19 protein-coding genes are annotated in these 16,671 nt (G+C 64.7%); 8 read left to right on the top strand and 11 right to left on the bottom strand.

All coding sequences use genetic code 11. The features are described 5' to 3' along the window. The first annotated feature begins 29 nt into the window (after window positions 1-29). The 3 genes from WG899_RS11600 to WG899_RS11610 all read left to right on the top strand — a co-directional run bounded on the left by WG899_RS11600 (window position 30) and on the right by WG899_RS11610 (window position 1,885). Window positions 30-575 carry a hypothetical protein gene (locus WG899_RS11600; protein ID WP_339595807.1) on the top strand — a complete coding sequence of 182 codons (546 nt, stop codon included), beginning with the start codon at window positions 30-32 and terminating at the stop codon, window positions 573-575. A 237-nt stretch (window positions 576-812) separates the two neighbouring features. Then, window positions 813-1,328 (top strand): hypothetical protein, encoded by a 516-nt coding sequence (locus tag WG899_RS11605; protein WP_339595808.1) that lies wholly within the window; start codon window positions 813-815, stop codon window positions 1,326-1,328. 134 nt (window positions 1,329-1,462) lie between these two features. Further along, window positions 1,463-1,885 carry a DUF6326 family protein gene (locus WG899_RS11610; protein ID WP_339595809.1) on the top strand — a complete coding sequence of 141 codons (423 nt, stop codon included), beginning with the start codon at window positions 1,463-1,465 and terminating at the stop codon, window positions 1,883-1,885. Between the two features lie 46 nt (window positions 1,886-1,931). Here WG899_RS11610 and WG899_RS11615 read toward each other — a convergent pair whose 3' ends face one another. The 5 genes from WG899_RS11615 to WG899_RS11635 form a co-directional block, all read right to left on the bottom strand. Then, window positions 1,932-3,578, bottom strand: a complete 1,647-nt coding sequence (locus WG899_RS11615; protein ID WP_339595810.1) for a serine hydrolase domain-containing protein — start codon at window positions 3,576-3,578, stop codon at window positions 1,932-1,934. A 21-nt stretch (window positions 3,579-3,599) separates the two neighbouring features. After that, a complete protein-coding gene (locus WG899_RS11620; protein WP_339595811.1) occupies window positions 3,600-4,169 on the bottom strand; it encodes a hypothetical protein in 570 nt (189 codons plus the stop codon). Next, complete coding sequence (locus WG899_RS11625; RefSeq protein WP_339595812.1) at window positions 4,166-4,693, bottom strand: RNA polymerase sigma factor; 528 nt, start codon at window positions 4,691-4,693, stop codon at window positions 4,166-4,168. The genes WG899_RS11620 and WG899_RS11625 overlap by 4 nt, the downstream gene beginning before the upstream one ends. 75 nt (window positions 4,694-4,768) lie before the next feature. Next, window positions 4,769-5,464 (bottom strand): response regulator, encoded by a 696-nt coding sequence (locus WG899_RS11630; RefSeq protein WP_339595813.1) that lies wholly within the window; start codon window positions 5,462-5,464, stop codon window positions 4,769-4,771. Continuing rightward, entirely contained in the window at window positions 5,461-7,074 is a 1,614-nt protein-coding gene (locus WG899_RS11635; RefSeq protein ID WP_339595814.1) for a sensor histidine kinase, read from the bottom strand. The genes WG899_RS11630 and WG899_RS11635 overlap by 4 nt, the downstream gene beginning before the upstream one ends. A 274-nt stretch (window positions 7,075-7,348) precedes the next feature. Between WG899_RS11635 and WG899_RS11640 the strand changes: the two genes are divergently transcribed. Beyond that, window positions 7,349-8,074 (top strand): hypothetical protein, encoded by a 726-nt coding sequence (locus WG899_RS11640; RefSeq protein WP_339595815.1) that lies wholly within the window; start codon window positions 7,349-7,351, stop codon window positions 8,072-8,074. A gap of 28 nt (window positions 8,075-8,102) precedes the next feature. Here the strand turns inward: WG899_RS11640 and WG899_RS11645 are convergent, their stop codons facing one another. After that, window positions 8,103-8,531: a tautomerase family protein gene (locus WG899_RS11645; protein ID WP_339595816.1), complete on the bottom strand. Its 429-nt coding sequence runs from the start codon at window positions 8,529-8,531 to the stop codon at window positions 8,103-8,105. A gap of 44 nt (window positions 8,532-8,575) precedes the next feature. Continuing rightward, on the bottom strand, window positions 8,576-8,809 hold the full coding sequence (locus WG899_RS11650) for a hypothetical protein (protein WP_339595817.1): 234 nt from the start codon (window positions 8,807-8,809) through the stop codon (window positions 8,576-8,578). Between the two features lie 128 nt (window positions 8,810-8,937). On the opposite strand from WG899_RS11650, the gene WG899_RS11655 reads away from it, so the two are divergent. Both WG899_RS11655 and trxC read left to right on the top strand, forming a co-directional pair. Next, window positions 8,938-9,858 carry a LysR family transcriptional regulator gene (locus WG899_RS11655; RefSeq protein ID WP_339595818.1) on the top strand — a complete coding sequence of 307 codons (921 nt, stop codon included), beginning with the start codon at window positions 8,938-8,940 and terminating at the stop codon, window positions 9,856-9,858. 52 nt (window positions 9,859-9,910) lie between these two features. After that, window positions 9,911-10,324: a thioredoxin TrxC gene (trxC, locus tag WG899_RS11660; RefSeq protein WP_339595819.1), complete on the top strand. Its 414-nt coding sequence runs from the start codon at window positions 9,911-9,913 to the stop codon at window positions 10,322-10,324. Window positions 10,325-10,350: 26 nt separating this feature from the next. On the opposite strand, the gene WG899_RS11665 is transcribed toward trxC, so the two are convergent. Genes WG899_RS11665 through WG899_RS11675 form a run of 3 tightly spaced genes read right to left on the bottom strand, consistent with a single transcriptional unit; the run spans window position 10,351 to window position 13,183 of the window. Then, on the bottom strand, window positions 10,351-11,832 hold the full coding sequence (locus WG899_RS11665; RefSeq protein WP_339595820.1) for a hypothetical protein: 1,482 nt from the start codon (window positions 11,830-11,832) through the stop codon (window positions 10,351-10,353). Between the two features lie 2 nt (window positions 11,833-11,834). Beyond that, a complete protein-coding gene (locus tag WG899_RS11670) occupies window positions 11,835-12,767 on the bottom strand; it encodes an ABC transporter ATP-binding protein (protein WP_339595821.1) in 933 nt (310 codons plus the stop codon). An 11-nt stretch (window positions 12,768-12,778) separates the two neighbouring features. After that, the gene (locus WG899_RS11675) at window positions 12,779-13,183 is read right to left on the bottom strand and encodes a GntR family transcriptional regulator (RefSeq protein WP_339595822.1); all 405 of its coding nucleotides are present in this window, start codon (window positions 13,181-13,183) and stop codon (window positions 12,779-12,781) included. A gap of 200 nt (window positions 13,184-13,383) precedes the next feature. Between WG899_RS11675 and WG899_RS11680 the strand changes: the two genes are divergently transcribed. Further along, window positions 13,384-14,277: a DUF2846 domain-containing protein gene (locus tag WG899_RS11680; RefSeq protein ID WP_339595823.1), complete on the top strand. Its 894-nt coding sequence runs from the start codon at window positions 13,384-13,386 to the stop codon at window positions 14,275-14,277. Between the two features lie 78 nt (window positions 14,278-14,355). Further along, window positions 14,356-16,134: a PglL family O-oligosaccharyltransferase gene (locus tag WG899_RS11685; RefSeq protein WP_339595824.1), complete on the top strand. Its 1,779-nt coding sequence runs from the start codon at window positions 14,356-14,358 to the stop codon at window positions 16,132-16,134. A 40-nt stretch (window positions 16,135-16,174) separates the two neighbouring features. Here the strand turns inward: WG899_RS11685 and moaC are convergent, their stop codons facing one another. Beyond that, complete coding sequence (gene moaC / locus WG899_RS11690; RefSeq protein ID WP_339595825.1) at window positions 16,175-16,654, bottom strand: cyclic pyranopterin monophosphate synthase MoaC; 480 nt, start codon at window positions 16,652-16,654, stop codon at window positions 16,175-16,177. Between the last annotated feature and the right edge of the window lie 17 nt (window positions 16,655-16,671).

A 16,671-nucleotide genomic window follows, 5' to 3' on the forward strand; every position in this document is an offset into this window, starting at 1 on the left:
GCCACGGCGACTTTTCAAAAGGCTCACGCATGACTCTCCTTCGCACCGTTCTTCTGTCGACCCTGCTTTCAAGCGCGCTCAGCACTCCCGTCTTGGCCGCCGATGTTGCTCCCGTTGATGCCTTCGCTGGCTGCGCTGCCGACGTTTCCAAGGCGGACTTACAAGACTTTGCAGAAAAGGTTGATGTCTATTGGAATGCTCGCGACGCCGCAGCACTGGCCGCTCTTTACGCCAGCGATGCCAGCTTCGCCATCGCGGCCGATCATGTGCACCTGAGCGACCGATCGCAGGTGCAAGCCTTCTTCGCCCATTCGTTCAAGACCTTGCCGGCAGACTTGAAGCACAAGATGAGCGTCAGCCGTGTCAAAAGCATGGGCAATTTCTGCACCATGGACAGCCGCGCCCTCATCGGGCGCGTCAAGGACGATGGCAGCATGAGCGCCTCGGCCGAGTTCTCGGCCTTTTGGGTCTTGCGCCCGACCGCACAAGGTGTCGAAGTGCAAGCGGTTCGCGTCGCGATGATGCCGCCCAAGCCTGTGCCGTTGCCTCTGCCTGCCACTGCGGCCAAGCAATAAGTTAGGGGCAAGCTTGCCCGCGCCTTGCCCGATGGTCGAAACCGAGTTCTCAACGCCGATGGCGCTCTAAGTTGGTCCCGGCAAGGCCTGTCTCTGACAGCGGCCTGCCGGGGGTATGAGCGGCTGAAATTGGCAGCTCTGCTGGTTTCGGCCCGTATTCCAAGGATTTGAGGCTCGAAGCTGGCTTCTTTTAATGCCGCATACTCTGGATGTTAGGTCTTCAGGGAATGCTTACGTATGTCAAACCCCTTTGAATCGCTCTCAATCAAGCTGCGCGACTATGGCTCTTATCCCAGCGAGGCGCAGCTGCTTGAAGCAGCAGGTGACTTGCTAGCTGTTTGTGAAGCCCAGCGGGACTTTCTCTGCACTTTTGAGTCTGCGAAACCAGGGGAAGAGCGCCTGTATGAACTGGCAGTAGGCTCTGAGGCGGGGCCCTCCATCTACCTTGTCTCAGATGGCCAGGGCCTTGTGAGCCTGCTGCATGAACATTGCACTTGGGCGGTCATCGTCGGTATTCGAGGGAATGAACTGAATACGTTCTTCCATCGGCCGTCAGCAAGCAGCAGGACGGTAGCGCCCGAGCATTCGATTGGCGTTGGCCCCGGTGAGTTTTTAACCCTGCAAGCTGCGGCGATCCATTCCACGGCAACGCAGGGCAATGAGGCAACATTCCATGTGCATCTTTATGGCCGGCCACTCTCGATGCTTCCCCCGTTTGCCTCTCGCTGCTTTGTGCCTCAACACTCAGCCTAGTGCGTATTCCAGACGGTGCGAACCTGCGTTTCATCCGCCAATACATGCGTTCTGTCGCATCTCCATTGCGTGAGTGGCAGTTGCCGCGACACTTCTCCCGCACTTCAACTGCAGCCGGCCACCGGCAGTGAATCATGAGCCAACTCGAGAACACGCCCACGCCTACTCCGCTGAAGCTCAGCGCGCTTTGGACCGCGGCGACCTTTTGCTATCTGTACTGCGATTACTTTGAGTTGTACGTGCCAGGCAAGCTTCAGACCATGCTCGCGGGTCGAATGGAACCCCTGGGGCCGGTCACGCAGACCACCCTCATGGGGCCTTCCATTCTCATGGCCATCCCGAGCGTGCTGATTGCGCTTTGCCTGCTTCTTCCGCCAGTCGCCGTGCGCTATTTGAATCTCGTGGTCGCTGCGTTCTTCACCTTGATGATGGCTGCGTTTGTGGTGTGGGTTGATTGGCGCTTCTATCAGTTCTTCGCCCTCGTCGAGGTTGGCCTCACTGCCACCATCTTCTGGGTCGCACTCAAATGGCCAAAATGCGGCGTCCCACACCCATAGCTTGGGGCGGAGGCGGACGGTGATGCTCTCAACTGGGAACTAGATCTCACCGCCGCTTGCCTTCCAGGTTTTGGCCGTTTTGCTTCAGCAGCGCGGCGACCACCCGTCCGGCCGCGTCGCGCTTGAACTCCAGCACGGCGCCGACGGCTTTGATTTCCAAACGGTCGGCACCGGCGGGCTGCGCGGAGATGGCGGGCTGCCCGCTGCCCTGCACCTTGAGCTGACCTTTGTCTTCAAAGACGCGCAGGATGAATTGCGGCGCCAACTCGTACTCGCCCAAGAGTTCGGCCACGAGCCCGCTAGCGGCTTTGTCCAGCGGCTGGACGCGCAGCACTTCCACGGCGCCGCCGCCCTGGCGCCACAGGGCTCGGTCAACCCGGCCTTGCTCGAACACCGGGCTCAGCAGGGCGCTGAAAGTGCGCGGGTAGAAGTCGCCACGGCTGTCATAGCCCAGCTCGAAGGCCGATTGGCCGTCGGCTTGCGCCATCAACTGCTCGCCCTGCAGCCAGATGCGCGCGCCCAGGCCGCCGAGGCTGTATTGGCCCGGCATGGCGGCCAGCAGCGCGGCACTGGGCTGGGCAGGTTTGCGGGCTTGGGGCAATGGGGACTTTGTCAGACCGAGCAGCGCGTTAGCCACATCCCCCAGGCCGCCCAGATCCGCCAGGCTGGCATCGCTCAGCACCACGACGGCGCGTTGTGTCGCAGGCTCCAGTGCCACCACGGATGAGAAGCCGCCGGTCCCGCCTTCATGGGCCACCAGCTCATGGCCCTGGACCTTGAAGCGCATCCAATTCATGGCCGAGTGCTCGCGCAGCGGCTGCTGGCTCTGGTGCATATCGGCCAGCAGCGCGGGCGGCAGACTCTTGCCTTCATCCAGCCCCAGCTGCGCCTGGGCATAGCGCACCATATCGTCCAAGCTGGCGCGCACCATGCCCACGCCCGACAAATTGGTGGCGGCATGCCAAGCGCTGGTCGGCTGACCGGAGGCCAGATGCCCCTGGGCCCGCGGCGCCTTGCCGCGCGACGTGTTGATGAAGCTGCTGTGCATCTTCAAGGGCTCGAAGAGGCGCTGAGTCAGGGCTTGTTCGAAGTCACCGCCCAAGCTGCGGGCGACGGCGGCTGATATCACCATCATGCCGAAGTTGGAGTATTCAAAACGGCTGCCGATGGGGCGATTGAGCTTGACCTGACCGAGGGCCGCGAGCAGCTGGGCTTCGCTCAGGTCGGCGTAGGGGTCGCTCGCATTCTTGGGGGCGAAGCCGGGTGGCAGGCCGGGCAGTCCCGAGCTGTGGGTGAGCAGATCGCGCACCAGGATTTGCCGCTCGCCCTGGCGCGGCAGCTCCGTGCCGGGCGGCAGGTGCTTGGCGATCGGGTCATCGAGCTGCCACTTGCCCTCGCGCACCAAGCCGGCGACCAGAAAGGCCGTCATCGTTTTGCTCACCGAGCCGATCTCGAACACATGGCCATAGCCCGGCCCGCCATCGGCGCGCGGGGCGGCGCAAGTCTTGGCGCGCAAGACCTGACCCTTTTCAATCAGGGCAGCGACGGCGCATGCGCCGGTGCGGTCGTCCTCAAAGCGGGTTTGCAATGTGGTCAGCAGTTCTGCCTCGCTGCTGGCACCAGCTGCCCCACCCAGCAGCAGCAACACACAGGCCAGCACCGCGCCGCGGCGGCGCCATGGCTTTGTTTTCATCATGTTTGTCTCCCGTTTCAATCAATGACTCTCGACATCGGCCAAGCGATCCAAAGCGTCGATCTCGGCTTGCAGTTTTTTGGCGGCGCGGCGATTGATCGCATGGATGGCCACAAAGACCAGCACCATGATCAGATCGACGATGGCCTCGGCCGTGCCGGCCTGGCCGTCCTGCTGACCCCACATGAAGACGAACAGGCCGGGCAGCAGCGGCCCCAGATACCAGCGCCAGACGTCGTGCAGCGCATCGCGCTGGCGCTGCAGTTCTTCGCGCTGGAATTGCAAGCCGGTTTGTCCAAAGTCGCGCGGCAAGCTGCGAGCCGAGGCGCGCTTGTGCAGCTGCCACATCACCACCAAAGTGCCCAGCACCACCAGCACCGCACCCAACTTGGTCACCCAGTAGGGGAAGAACCAGGCGTAGAAGCAAAACACCGGCACGACGATGGCGCCGCCGATGTACTCGCGGCGGTTGCGACGCGCGATCCGGTCTTGGAAGGCTTGTGCGGCGACCCGCAACTCTTGCGGCAGGCACGCCGGCTGAGGCTCTGACTGGGCGCGCCAGGCCATCTTGAGATCGTCTTCTGCGCTCATGGCTTGGCCTCCTGGGGGCCGAGCTGGCGGGCCAGCAAGGCTTTGATGCGGTGGATCTTGGTGGCGACATTGCGGGCCGAGAGACCGGTGATGTCGGCGATGCTGGCGGCGTCGAGGTCTTCGAGGTAGAGCAGCATCAGCTCGCGGTCCAGCGGTGCCAAGCGGTGGATCAGGGCCAGCACACGGCCCAGATCGATGCGCCGTTCGGTGTGGGCCATATCGGCGTCGGCATCGGCCAAGGACTCGGCCTCTTCCAGCGTCAGGCCTTGGCGCTCGGCCTGCCGCAAGCTGCGCTGCACATGGCTGGCCCCGACGTTGTGCGCCACCCGGTAAGCCCAGGTGCGCAAGCTGCATTGGCCCTGAAAATTGGCCAAGCTTTGCCACAGCGCCAGTTGCAATTCCTGCAAGAGCTCCTGACGCTTGGCTTCATCTCGCTCATAGCCGCGGGCGAAACGTGCCAGCTCAGCGCCATGCAGGCGCATGGCTTCAAGGTACTGCTGGTCTTGGGGTGAGGGTGTTGACATGCGGGCTGCCAAAGTGCGTTCAAACTCAACAGTCCGCCGCCAATTCAGTTTCTTACAGGCTGCTGCAAAAAAACCTTAGGCACCTTCTGCCAAGCGGTAGCCCACGCCAGGCTCGGTCAGCAGCAAATGCGGGTCGGCCGGCTCGGCTTCTAGCTTGGCGCGCAGCTGTGCCATATAAAGGCGCAGGTAGTGGGTGTGCTCGGTGAACTCCGGGCCCCAGACGTCGATCAGCAAGCTGCGATGCGTCACCACTTGGCCGGCGCTGCGCACCAAGCGCGCCAGCAGCTTGAACTCGGTGGGTGTCAGCTTGACCTCGGCGCCATGAAGGCTGACCCGGTGCGCGCCCAGGTCCACCAGCAGGCCGTTTTGCTCGTAGCGGGTCAGTGCAGCTTGGGTGTGCAGACCGCGGTGGCGCAGGGCGACGCGCATGCGCGCCAGCAGCTCGCTGATGCTGAAGGGCTTGACCAGATAGTCGTCGGCGCCGGCGTCCAGCAGCTGGATCTTTTCACCGTCTTGCTCGCGCGCCGAGATCACCAACACCGGCGTGTTCTTGCTACGCCGCAGCTGGGTCAGCAGGCTTTGGCCGTCACCATCGGGCAGGCCCAGGTCCAACAAAATCAAGTCAGGCGGCTGGCGCGCATGCTGCAGCTGGGCTTGGGCGTCGGCCAGGCTGGCGGCGGTGCTCACCGCATAACCTTCTACCCGCAGGGCTTCGCTCAAGGTGCTTCGCAGTTCGCGGTCGTCTTCGACCAAGAGGACGGCCAAGCTCATGCGCTTTCTCCCGGCCCGGTGGGGGCTTCGATCACCAGCAACCAGCACTCAAAGCTGGCGCCGCCATGGCTGCGCGCGCGCAGCCGCATTTCGCCGCCGTGCGCACGGGCAATCGCGCGACAGGCGGCCAGGCCGATGCCGGCGCCGCGGTGGGTATAGTGGGCATGCGGGCCGACGGTTGCGGCGCTTTCGCCGCGGCGGTAGACCTCGAACACCTTGTCGCGCCAGCCAGGCGCCACGCCGGGCCCGCGGTCACGAACGGCCAGCAAGACATAGTTGCTGCCGTCTTCCTCGGCCTGGCGTAGCAGCAGCTCAACTGGGCCGAACTGGCCTGGCAACTGACCATAGGCCAGTGCATTGTCGATCAGGTTGTCCAGCAGCTGATGCAGGAGCAGGGCATCGCAGCGCAGCAGCGGCAGGCCGGGCTCCAGGCGCGCTTTGACGCGCTTGCTGGCCTCCGGGTAGCGCTGCCGCACACGCCGCAGCACGGCGCCGACGATGTCTTCGGCCGACTCCCAGTCCAGCTTCAATTGCAGGCCGGGCGCATCCAGGCGCGCCAGTTGCAGGCTGTTGTCGGTCATGCGCTTGAGGGACTGGGTTTCGTCCAAGATGGTGGCGCTCAGGCGCTGGCGCTGGGCGCTACTCAGCTTGGCCTCTTGATCATGCAGGGCCGAGGCGGCACTCATGATGCAGGCCAGCGGGGTACGGTAGTCATGCGAGATGGCGGCCAGCAGCGCATTGCGGGTGGCTTGCTGGCCGGCTTCACTCAGGGCTTTGGCCGCGCCTTGTTCGGTCGCCTGGCGCTCTAACGCCAAGCCGAGTTGGTCGCACAGCGATTGGGCGTGCGCGCGCAGGCCGGAGTCCACGGCTTGCAAGTGGGTCTGTCGATGAGCCAGCAGATGGGCTTGCAGCGGCAGATAGGCCGCGCCAAAGCTGCCGCGCCGGCCACGCAAGGGGAGGTACCAAGCGGCCAGTTCCTCGTGTCGCCCGCAGCCCGGACCCATCGCTTGGCCGGTGCGCAGACACAGCCACAGGCCGCTGGTTTGGTCTGCGTCGGGTGCGGTGCCATGCCATAGCACCGCGCTCGGCTCATTGCGCGCCGGCAGTGGCTCGCCATTGAGCAGCATCAGCCGCACTTCGGTACCGACCAAGCCCTGCAGCGCGGCCGCCAACTCGGGCGCCAGATCAAGCGCCGAGGCGCTGTCGCGCAGGCTTTCGCCGAAGCTGCGCAACTGCTCTGCGCGGTGCGCGTGGCGCTCGGCATTGGCGGCCTGCCAGCGCAGGCGAGCCATCAAGGCGCTGGTGATCCAGCACAGACTCAACATGCTCAGCAGCAGCAACAGGTGTTCTTGGCCGGCCACGATCAGGCTGTCGCGCGGCGGTACAAAGCGCCAGTTGAAGGCCAGCACAGCCAGCAGGCTGCAAACCATCGAGGCCACCAGCGGCAGCCACAAACTGGCCAAGGCGGTGGCCAAGACCGGCAGCAGGGTCAGATTGGCCAACGCAACGCGGCCGTCCAGACTCAGCATCAAGGCCCAGGCAGCCGCCCAGCTGAAGGCGGCCAGGCTGACTTTTTGAAATAGCGGCAATGAGGCACGGCGACTCTGCATGGCCGGCAGCGTAGCAGGGCCGGCATCAGGATCGCGTAGGGATGCGAGGCTTGAGATATTCTTGCCGCTGCCAAGCCTTGAATTCAAGCGCGGTGTCCGTTTTTCGAGGGCCGAGGGACCGAGAACAGATGGATCTTGCCTGGCTGGCTTGGCGCGGCGATGGGCCGCCCCAGAACTTCGGTGGACTCAGATGCTGCGAATCGGGCTTTTGAACTTGGCGTGCAGACGCCGCCTCCGCGCCGTTGGCCTGCGGCTTGTATTGGCAGGCAGTTGCTTGAGCGCCTGCCTCGCTGTGAACACGGCGGTGGCGGCCGAAGCTGGCAAATTCATCTTGGGGACCGGCACCGAGGATCAGGTGTTCACCGGAGCCTGGGAGCGCATGGTCTATGTCGAGGCCTTTCGGCGTCTCGGGGTGCCATTGGAAATTGTGGTCGCGCCCTTGAAACGTTTGGAGCTGATGCTCGAGCGCGGCGAGATCGACGGTGAAACGATGCGCGGCCCGGTCTATGGCCGCTTGCACCCGCAGTTGATTCCGGTGGAACTGCCTGGTGTGCCGTCTTATTACAGTCTCTACGCGCTCAGACCGGTGCCGGGGCTGACCGGGGTGGATGACTTGCGAGGCGGCAAATTCAGAGGCAGCTACCGGCGTGGGGTGCTGTTTTGTCAGAGTCTGTTGAAGCCCTTGCTGCTGCCGCAAGGGCTTGCTGCGGTGACTACCGTCAAGCAGGCGATCGATATGTTGGTGGTCGATCACACCGACTTTTTCTGCGACGTCAATCTGGGCGTCTGGAACCATGAGTACTCACCGCAGCAAGGCCAAGGCGGCCCTCGGCTCTACAAGCTGTTTGACGTCAGCGGCCCGGTCTTCAACGGGGGCTATTTGCATGAGAAGCATGCCCAGTTCGCCATCGCGCTGACCGCCGTGCTCAAGCAAATGGACAAGGAAGGCTTGCTGGAGAAATACCGGCTGGACGCGATGGCGCGGCTGCAGCCGAAGTAGCCCCTCGCCTGCGCCCGGGCGTGGCAGCTCATGCCGCGCGGGCGAGCCTGCCGTCGAGTGCGAGTTTCTGTTCCCGCCGAGAGGCCTGACTGCGCCCGCCATAGCCCCAGGCCGTGGCGGGGATCTGTTGCACGGTGATGTAGCTGGTCGGATGAACGCGGCCCAGTGCCTGTTCCATTGCCGCGTGCGCGGCGGCCAGAAAGGCCGCAATCTGCGCCTCGCTATTGCTGCCCTCGGTGACCTGAATCTCCAACTGGTAGCTGGCCAGCGTGTCGGTGGCGAGTGAGCGGGCGCCGATGAACCAATGGGTGGCCGGCAGCAGGCTGAAGCGTACGGCGGTCAGTTGCGGGTCTTTGGCCAGATGTTCGGTGGTGAGCTCGGTCAGGCCTTGGGCCAACTGGCGCAGATCGGGTTCGCGGCCGGCGGCGGGGCTGAGGCTGAGGTGCAGGTGTGGCATGGGCTTGTCTCCAGTGAGTGGGCGTGGCGAAGCTGGGCGCCGGTTCAGAAATGCTTGCGGCGCAGCGTCTCGGCTTGATGGCCTGCCGCAGTGCTGCGGGCTTCGCTGCGGCTGCACCAGGCGATATAGGCCCGCTGGACGCGCTGCCAAGCATCGGTGATGCGCTGCAACTCACTGCGCCAGTCCGAATCGGTGTGATGGCTGTGATGGCTGTGTCGGGCGTGGCGTGCAGACAAGGCTGGTGATGTCGCGGAACTGGTGTTGAGTTGGGGGGTCATGCTGCGCTCCTGTTTGGGCTGGGCTTGCATCGCTTGGCAAGGCATGGTGCGCATGTTATGTTTGCGAAAAAGCACAAACAACTGAGTAAATTGCAGTTTAAAACTGCAAAAAAGCACAATCAACGACCATGAATGGCAATGAACAGGGCGCAGAGAGTGGTTTCAACTGGGACGATTTGCGCTTCGCCCTGGCGATTGCCGAAGCTGGCTCGCTGAACGGCGCAGCCAAGTTGCTGGGCGTGCGCCACACCACCGTGCTGCGTCGCCTGGATGCGCTGGAGCAGCGCCTCGGGGCTCGCTTGTTCGAGCGCCTGCGCCAGGGCTACACACCCACCGAGGCGGGCGAGTTGATGGCGGCGCAAGCGCGGCAGATGCGGCCCGCAATCGCCGAGATGCAGCGGCGCATCGTCGGGCGCGATCTCGAATTGCACGGCACGCTGCGCCTGACCACGGCCTTTATCGCCACGCTGTACTTGCTGCCCGAAGCCTTGGCGACCTTCCGGCGCGGCCACCCGGGCATTGAGGTGGAGGTGAATGAGAACTCCAGCCTGGTTGATATGTCACGCCGTGATGCCGATGTGGCGCTGCGCATGAACCGCGTCGTGCCGGAGCACTTGGTTGGGCGCCAAGTCGGCGAGGTACGCATGCGCGTCTATGCGCGCCGTGGTGCCGCGCACTTGCCGCAGACCATCATGCCGACCGAGGACTTGTGTGCCAACTATCCCTGGATCGGCTTCGATCGCGAACGGCGTTCGCGCTTTTTTGATCGCTGGATGTTGGACCATGTGCCGCCCAGCAGCATCGCCGTGCGGCTTGACCTGCTGCACCCAGCCGTGGCCATGGCCCGCACCGGCCTGGCGCTGGCGCTGCTGCCGACCCTGATCGAAGGCCATGAACCCGATCTGCTGCCGGTCTCCGAGGTGCTTCACGATGTCAGCACGCCGGTCTGGCTGCTGACCCATCCGGACCTGCGCCAGACCGCCCGCGTGCGGGTGTTCATGCAGGAAGTGGGCGCATTGCTGCAGGCCACGCTGGAGGCCGCACCTTGAAAAACCGACCCTGCGCCGTCAACTGGGCGTTTAACCGAGGAGTGTTGTCGCCATGTTGATCGTCTGCCCCCATTGCCTGAGCAAGAATCGCGTCCCGGACGAGCGGGCCGGCCAAGACCCGGTGTGCGGCAAATGTGGCCAAGCCCTGCTCAGCGGTGAGGTGCTGGCGCTGAACGACAGCAACTTCGACTCGGTGGTGAATGGCACGGAGCTGCCGGTGCTGGTCGACTTCTGGGCGCCTTGGTGCGGCCCCTGCCGACAGATGGCGCCGCAGTTTGCGCTGGCCGCCCAGCAATTGAAGGGTCAGGTCTTGCTGGTCAAGGTCAATAGCGATGAGAGCCCGCAGTTGTCGCAGCGCTTTGCCATCCGCAGCATTCCGACCTTGATCCAGTTGCAGCAGGGCCGCGAGTTGCAGCGCATGTCGGGCGCCCTGCAGGCACCGCAGATCCTCGGCTGGCTGCGCTGAGCGCCCTCGGCACGGCACTTACGCCATCAGGCCCAGCGACCGACCGGCATGGCCGCCGGAGCGGCCAGCAAAAAGCGGCGCCAGCGCCAGTGCAGCAGGGCCAGACTCAGCGCGACGCTGAGACCGGCACCCAGCCAGAGCCCAAAGCCCAGCCAACTGAGACCGGCCAGCAGCAGGCCACCGACCACCGCGCCGAGGAAGGGCAGGGCCACTTGCGCGGCGCGCGGCATGGGCTGCCGCGACCAGTCCCGCAGCAGCATCGCGCCCATCGGCAAGATCGCCAACAAGGCATAGAAGCCCAGTCGCGACGATTGAAAGGCCGGGTTCACGACCATCAACGCAGCGATCAAGCCCAGGGCCAGGCTCCATTGCAGATAGAACTGGGTCAGCAGGCGGCGGCCCATTGAGCGGTTCAGGGCCGCGCCACGTGGCATGCCCGGGAGCAGCATCAGCAAACTCTGCTCACGCCGCGAGCGATACAGATTGGCGGCCAGCCCCAGCAGCGGGTTGATGGCCATGCTGATGATGCCGATCTGCAAGCCCATGCTGCCGTTGCCGCCGATCTCTGCCCAGTTGGCTTCGGCGCTGAAGGAGAGCCAGGCCGCGCCGAGCGCGAACAGGGTGGCGATCACGCTGAAGCTGCCGGCAAAACAGGTCCAGTGCAGATTGCCCAAGCTCACCAGTTCGGCGCGGGCGAGGGCGCTGCGAGCCACCGGTTTGGCGTGCCGCAGCAGATAGGCCAGCCAGAGCGGCTGCGGCCAGACGAAAACCCGCATCAGACTCAGCCCCATGCTGCTGGCATGTTTGGGCGTGACCAGGCTTTGCTGCTGATTGGCCAGCAGCTTGCGCCATTGACCTTCCTTGGCATGGCTGCGGCGATGGGCGCTGCCGCCGTCTTGCAGCAAGCGTGTCAGCAGATAGGGCAGCACCAGCAGGGCCACGACGAGCAGGCTGGCGGGTTGCTCCAAATACCAGCGTTGCAGACCCGCCCAGAGTTGCAGCCGCAGCGCATCGAAGGGCCACCAAAAACCGAGGCTGGGCACGATCCAGATCGTGAGCCCGAACCACCACCAGCGCATGCAAACGGCCACGGTCAACATCGTCAGTGCAGCGCACAGGCCCCATAGCAGCGGGCTGCTGGTCGCGGCGCCAAAGACGGCGGCCACCAGCAGGCTCAAGCCCAGCATCAAGCCGACCGCACAGCGCCGCAGCCGCGCCAAATGGCCGGGTACCAGGCGAGCCGCGTTCGGACGGTTCTGCTGACGCAGATCGGCGAAGCAGATGCCCCAGAGAATCAACAGTGTCGGGATCGTCGCGATGCCCAGCACGGTGCGCGCTTCATGCGCGCCCCAGCCTATGCCTGCCGCGACGGCCATCGCCGCAACGATCAGCAAGAGCGCCAGCCAGATCCACAATTCGCCGCTGCGGCGGCGCTCCCGGAACGGCGCCAACAACAGCGGGCTGTAGCGCGACCAGATGGGCGCGATGGGGGCAATCAGGGCGCTCATGATCAGGTCAACTCCATGAAGAGGTCTTCCAGATTGACCGTCTGGCTGCTGATCTGCGCCGGCAGCGGCGCCTGCTCGAGGGCTGGCCCATGAACGGCCGGACCACGCACCAGGCAGCGCAGCTGGCCCTCGTTCAGGGCGCTGCGGCTCAAGCAGTTCAGTCCCCGCGCGGTGATCAAGGCTTGCAACTCGCCGCTCGGGCCGCTCAGCGCGCGCACCTCGTCCAGCAACTCGTCCAGCGGTGCTTGCAGGCCGATGCGGCCTTGCTTCAGAAATGCGACGTTGAAGGCGACCCGCTCCAGGTCCGAGAGGATGTGGGTGGAGAACACCACGGTGGTGCCGCGGTCCAGCACCTGGTCCACCAGTTCGCGCAGAAAGTCGCGCCGGCCGGCCGGATCCAAGCTGGCGACCGGTTCGTCCAGCACCAGCAAGTCGGGTTCATGGGCCAGCGCGCGGATGATGGACAGGCGCTGCTGCTGCCCGCCGCTGAGCTTGGCGATGGGCTTGTCGCGGGCGATGTCCCAGCGCGACATCAGGCCCTCGACCTTGGCCTCGTTCCAGCGCGGGTAGAAGCTCTTGAAGTAACTCAGCAGCTGTGCGGCGGAGAAGGTCTCGAACAGGTCGCTGTTTTGGGGGACATAGCCAATCCGGGCGCGGGCGCCATCGTCCAGCGCGCTTGCGTTTTGGCCGAACAGCTGCACCGTGCCGGCTTGTGGCTCGCGCAGGCCCAGCAGCGCTTCCAGCAGGCTGGTCTTGCCGGCGCCATTGCGGCCCAAAAGGCCGACCACCTGGCCGGGCAGCAGCTGCCAGTTCAGCCCGTCCAGCACCCGCTGCGGGCCATAACTCAGGCTCAGGCCGCGCAGTTCGGCGCTGGGACTGGGCAAGTCGGCGCTGGTGTTCTCCTGCGCCCAGTCTGGTTGTGAAGCTGTTGACATCGTGACCGCGCTCATAGGGCGCCTCCCTGCTTGAGAATTTGATCGAACAATTGCAAAGCCTGCTTGGCAGGCACCTCGAGTTGCTGCACCTCGGCGGCCGCGCGTTCCAGCGTTGGCCGCAGCAGCACGATCCGCTCGGCGGCCGGCTGCGCTTTCTGGTGCTGTGCCGCCACCCGCATGGCGAGGCCGCGCCGGCGCTCGAGCAGGCCCTCGGCCTCGAGCAGGCTGTAGGCCTTGGAGATCGTCATCGGGTGCACCGCCAAGGCTTGCGCCACCTCGCGCACCGAGGGGATTTCCTGTCCGGCTTTCAGGTGGCCGCTGGCCACCCGTCGTCGCAGTTGCTCGACCAGCTGGCGGTAGATCGGTTCGGTCGAGCCGGTGTTGATACTGAAGAAGTGAGAAGGGTCGGCGCTCAAGGCTGCTCCTTATGTGTACTAATATAGTAGTACACATAGACGGTTGGCGTCAACAACTTGTGTGGGCAGTTACGGAAGGCCGTGACGGTATTTCTGCATGCTTCAGCGCGGGCCGGTGAACCATTGGCGCGGAGGGGATGGATACAGCGCCCTACACTCGCCGCTGCCTCAACATCTGGATGCCGCTCGGCACAAAGGCCATGACCTTGAATCATTCGCTCAAGTCTTTCGCGTCATTGGGACTGCTGGGAATTGCCCTGTTGTCGGGTTGCGCGAGCGTCAAGCCGGCGGGCCCGGGCCAGGAGGCTGCCGTCAAACGTTTCGAGGTGCCGGCCCAGCAATCGCGTATCTATATCTACCGCAATGAGCTTCTGGGCGCGCTGGTGGGCCTGGACCTCACGCTGGACGGCCGACCCGCGGGTACCACCAAGGGCAAGACCTTTGTGGTGGCCGACGTGGAGGCGGGCGAGCATCAGTTGGTGTCCAAGGGTGAGAACACCCATACCTTGACTCTCACCACCCGCGCCGGCGAACCCAGCTTTGTCTGGCAAGAGGTGAAGATGGGCTTGCTCAGCGCCGGTTCGCGCCTGCACAGCGTGGATGCGGCCACCGGCCGCGCCGGCGTGTTGGAAACCCAAATGGTTCGCAGCCCCTTGATGATGGCCGGCGCTGCCGTGCAGCCGGTCGCTGCCGTGGCCCCAGCCGCGACAGTTGCTCCCGCCGCGATGCCTGCGCCCGTCAGCACCGTAGAAAGCTTCCCGGTCGCTTCGCAAGCGGCCGCACCGCTGGCAGCGTCATCGCTAGCAGCGGAAACGCAGGCTCAGGCGCCAACACACACGCAGACGTCAAGTGAGAAGCCTGTACTGGCCAAAGCGCCATCGACCCCCGCCCCCGAGGCCAAACTCCGCCCCAGCCGCTTTGACTATGAAGCCGAGCGTGCCGCCAAAGAGGCGGGATGCCTGGGACCGAATGGGGGGCGCCCATTGGCACGGCTGGAAGCGCGGGACGGTGTGATTGAGAGTTTCATCGTGCAATGCGCAGCCCACAGCTTGCGGGTGCGCTGCGATATGGGCATGTGCCGCGCGCAACCTTGAGATTGGGGGCGAGGCCAGCTCGCCATAGATAGAAACTAGAGGCGAAGAGCTCGGCCGTTCATGTGATGATTCGGCCCCATGTCGATCACCTTGCCGCAACTCTCTTCGCCGAATGCCGCCGCGCCCACGCAGGCGCCGGTCAGTCCATGGGCTTTGCCGGCCATCTTGATTGCTTGTGGCTTGGCGCCCTTGTTGGCCTACAACCTGACGCCCTCGGCCACCTTGTTCAATCAATTGACCGCCTTGGCGGGATGGGGTTTGGTGCTGATGAGCATGGCCGATGCAGCCGTCCCGCGCTGGCGTGCCAGCCCGGCGGCGCTAGCGCTGGGCTTGCTGATGCTGGCGCCGGCCCTGTCGACGCTGGTGGGCGGCTTGCCGATCGGATTGGCCTTGGCCAACAGCGGCATGCTCGGCGCCGCGTTGCTCTTGCTGCTGGCGGGGCAGGGCCTGCCTGAATTGGCGCGCAGGCGCTGGCTGGAACTCTTGTGTTGGGGCCTGTTGTTGGCGGGTCTGCTGAGCTTGGTGGTCAGCCTTGTGCAGGTCTTCATGCCCGGCTGGGCCGATGGGCAGGTCATTGCCCGCTCCGGCATTCCGGGGCGCGCGGTGGGCAATCTGCGCCAACCGAATCATCTGGCCAGTCTGTTGATGTGGGCCTGCGTAGCGGCGGTTTACCTGGCGGAAACGGGCGGCTTCAAGGCGCTGTTGGGCATAGCCGGGCGCTGGCTCTTGCCGGTCGTGCTGGCGGGCCTGATCTTGGCGGTGGTCTTGAGCGCCTCGCGCACCGGCGTGATTGGCGTGCTGATCTTGGCGGTTTGGGGCGCGCTGGATCGCAAACTCGGCCGGGCGTCCAAGCTGGCGCTGTTGACCACGCCAATGATGTTGGCGCTCAGTTGGTGGCTGTTGTCGATCTGGGCCAGTAGCGGCGGGCATGCGCTTGGTGCCGAATCGCGCCTGGCCGAAGGGGCTGGCTCGCCCTCGCGCCTGGCCATCATCGCCAACGCCTGGACCTTGTTGAAGGCCAATCCGCTGACCGGTGTTGGCTGGGGTGAGTTCAATCTGGCCTGGAGCATGACCCCGTTCCCGAACCGGCCGATTGCCTTCTTCGATCACACCCACAACATCGTGATGCAACTTGCTGTCGAGTTGGGCTTGCCGCTCAGCCTGAGCATCTTGGCCTTGTTGGCCTGGTCCTTGTGGCAAGCCCTGCGCATGAGCATGCGCGCCGAGGGCGTCGATGCGGTGGCGCGGCGCAGCGCCTTCATGTTGGTGCTGATGATTGGCCTGCACAGCCTGCTCGAGTACCCGCTGTGGTACGCCTACTTCCTCTTGCCCACGGCCTTTGCCTTTGGCCTGGCACTGGGCTCAGAGCGTGAAGCTGCTTCGGCCGGCAGCGCGGTGGCGTCCTGGACCTGGTGGACGGGCGGAGCCTTGATGCTGGCAGGGAGCCTGCTGACCGTGCGCGACTATTTACGCGTGGTGGAGATCTACGTGCCCTCGGCCCATGCGCCGGCGCTGACGAAGCGCATTGCCGATGGCCAGGCCACGCTCTTGTTCTCGAGTCAGGCCGATTACGCGGCGGCCACCTCTTTGCCTCCCGGCCCCGAGGCCCTGGCGGCCACGCAGCGCACAGCACATAACCTGATCGATGCACGGCTGATGATGGCCTGGGCCAAGTCCTTGCACGCCAGCGGTGAGCCCGACAAAGCGCGCTATGTGGTGGAACGCCTGCGAGAGTTCCGCAATGCCTCCAGCAGCGATTGGCTGGCCGAATGCGATGACGCCCGCTCGCCGGGCGCACCCCTACCGTTTCAATGTGAGCCCGCGCAGCGGGTCTATGCCTGGCGCGAACTGCGCTGAGTTTGTCGTGAACTCTTCCTGAGGCGGTGTCAGCGTTGTCTTAGGGTGCCGACCAGTCGCCGCTCTTGCCGCCATGCTTTTCTTGCACGCGGACATCGCCGATGACCATGCCGCGATCGACGGCCTTGACCATGTCATAGATGGTCAGAAGGCCGACTTGCACCGAGGTCAGGGCTTCCATCTCGACGCCGGTGCGGCCCAGGGTCTCCACTTGGGCGCGGCACAGCACCGCGTGGGCGGCGCTGTCGATCTCGAAATCGACCGCCACGCGGGTCAGCGGCAGCGGGTGGCAGAGTGGGATCAGGTCGGCCGTGCGCTTGGCGGCCTGGATGGCGGCAATGCGGGCGATGCCGAGCACATCGCCCTTCTTGGCATTGCCGTTTACGATCAGGGCCAGGGTAGCGGGCTGCATGCTGATGCGGCCGGCCGCCACCGCGATGCGGTGAGTCACGTCCTTGGCCGTCACGTCCACCATATGGGCTTGGCCTTGGGCATCAAAATGCGTCAGTTCAGAAGTCATTGCAGGGTTGGCCGCAG

This window comes from Paucibacter hankyongi (assembly GCF_037482915.1).
Taxonomy (GTDB): Bacteria; Pseudomonadota; Gammaproteobacteria; order Burkholderiales; family Burkholderiaceae_C; genus Paucibacter_A; species Paucibacter_A hankyongi.

Bases quoted from the DNA above. Each gene is read 5' to 3' on its own strand.
- WG899_RS11625 (WP_339595812.1), bottom strand. From the start codon at position 4,693: ATGTCAACACCCTCACCCCAAGACCAGCAGTACCTTGAAGCCATGCGC.
- WG899_RS11605 (WP_339595808.1), top strand. From the start codon at position 813: ATGTCAAACCCCTTTGAATCGCTCTCAATCAAGCTGCGCGACTATGGC.
- WG899_RS11600 (WP_339595807.1), top strand. From the start codon at position 30: ATGACTCTCCTTCGCACCGTTCTTCTGTCGACCCTGCTTTCAAGCGCG.
- WG899_RS11665 (WP_339595820.1), bottom strand. From the start codon at position 11,832: ATGAGCGCCCTGATTGCCCCCATCGCGCCCATCTGGTCGCGCTACAGC.
- WG899_RS11670 (WP_339595821.1), bottom strand. From the start codon at position 12,767: ATGTCAACAGCTTCACAACCAGACTGGGCGCAGGAGAACACCAGCGCC.
- WG899_RS11645 (WP_339595816.1), bottom strand. From the start codon at position 8,531: ATGCCACACCTGCACCTCAGCCTCAGCCCCGCCGCCGGCCGCGAACCC.
- WG899_RS11630 (WP_339595813.1), bottom strand. From the start codon at position 5,464: ATGAGCTTGGCCGTCCTCTTGGTCGAAGACGACCGCGAACTGCGAAGC.
- trxC (WP_339595819.1), top strand. From the start codon at position 9,911: ATGTTGATCGTCTGCCCCCATTGCCTGAGCAAGAATCGCGTCCCGGAC.
- WG899_RS11635 (WP_339595814.1), bottom strand. From the start codon at position 7,074: ATGCAGAGTCGCCGTGCCTCATTGCCGCTATTTCAAAAAGTCAGCCTG.
- WG899_RS11650 (WP_339595817.1), bottom strand. From the start codon at position 8,809: ATGACCCCCCAACTCAACACCAGTTCCGCGACATCACCAGCCTTGTCT.
- WG899_RS11680 (WP_339595823.1), top strand. From the start codon at position 13,384: ATGACCTTGAATCATTCGCTCAAGTCTTTCGCGTCATTGGGACTGCTG.
- WG899_RS11685 (WP_339595824.1), top strand. From the start codon at position 14,356: ATGTCGATCACCTTGCCGCAACTCTCTTCGCCGAATGCCGCCGCGCCC.
- moaC (WP_339595825.1), bottom strand. From the start codon at position 16,654: ATGACTTCTGAACTGACGCATTTTGATGCCCAAGGCCAAGCCCATATG.
- WG899_RS11610 (WP_339595809.1), top strand. From the start codon at position 1,463: ATGAGCCAACTCGAGAACACGCCCACGCCTACTCCGCTGAAGCTCAGC.
- WG899_RS11615 (WP_339595810.1), bottom strand. From the start codon at position 3,578: ATGAAAACAAAGCCATGGCGCCGCCGCGGCGCGGTGCTGGCCTGTGTG.
- WG899_RS11620 (WP_339595811.1), bottom strand. From the start codon at position 4,169: ATGAGCGCAGAAGACGATCTCAAGATGGCCTGGCGCGCCCAGTCAGAG.
- WG899_RS11655 (WP_339595818.1), top strand. From the start codon at position 8,938: ATGAATGGCAATGAACAGGGCGCAGAGAGTGGTTTCAACTGGGACGAT.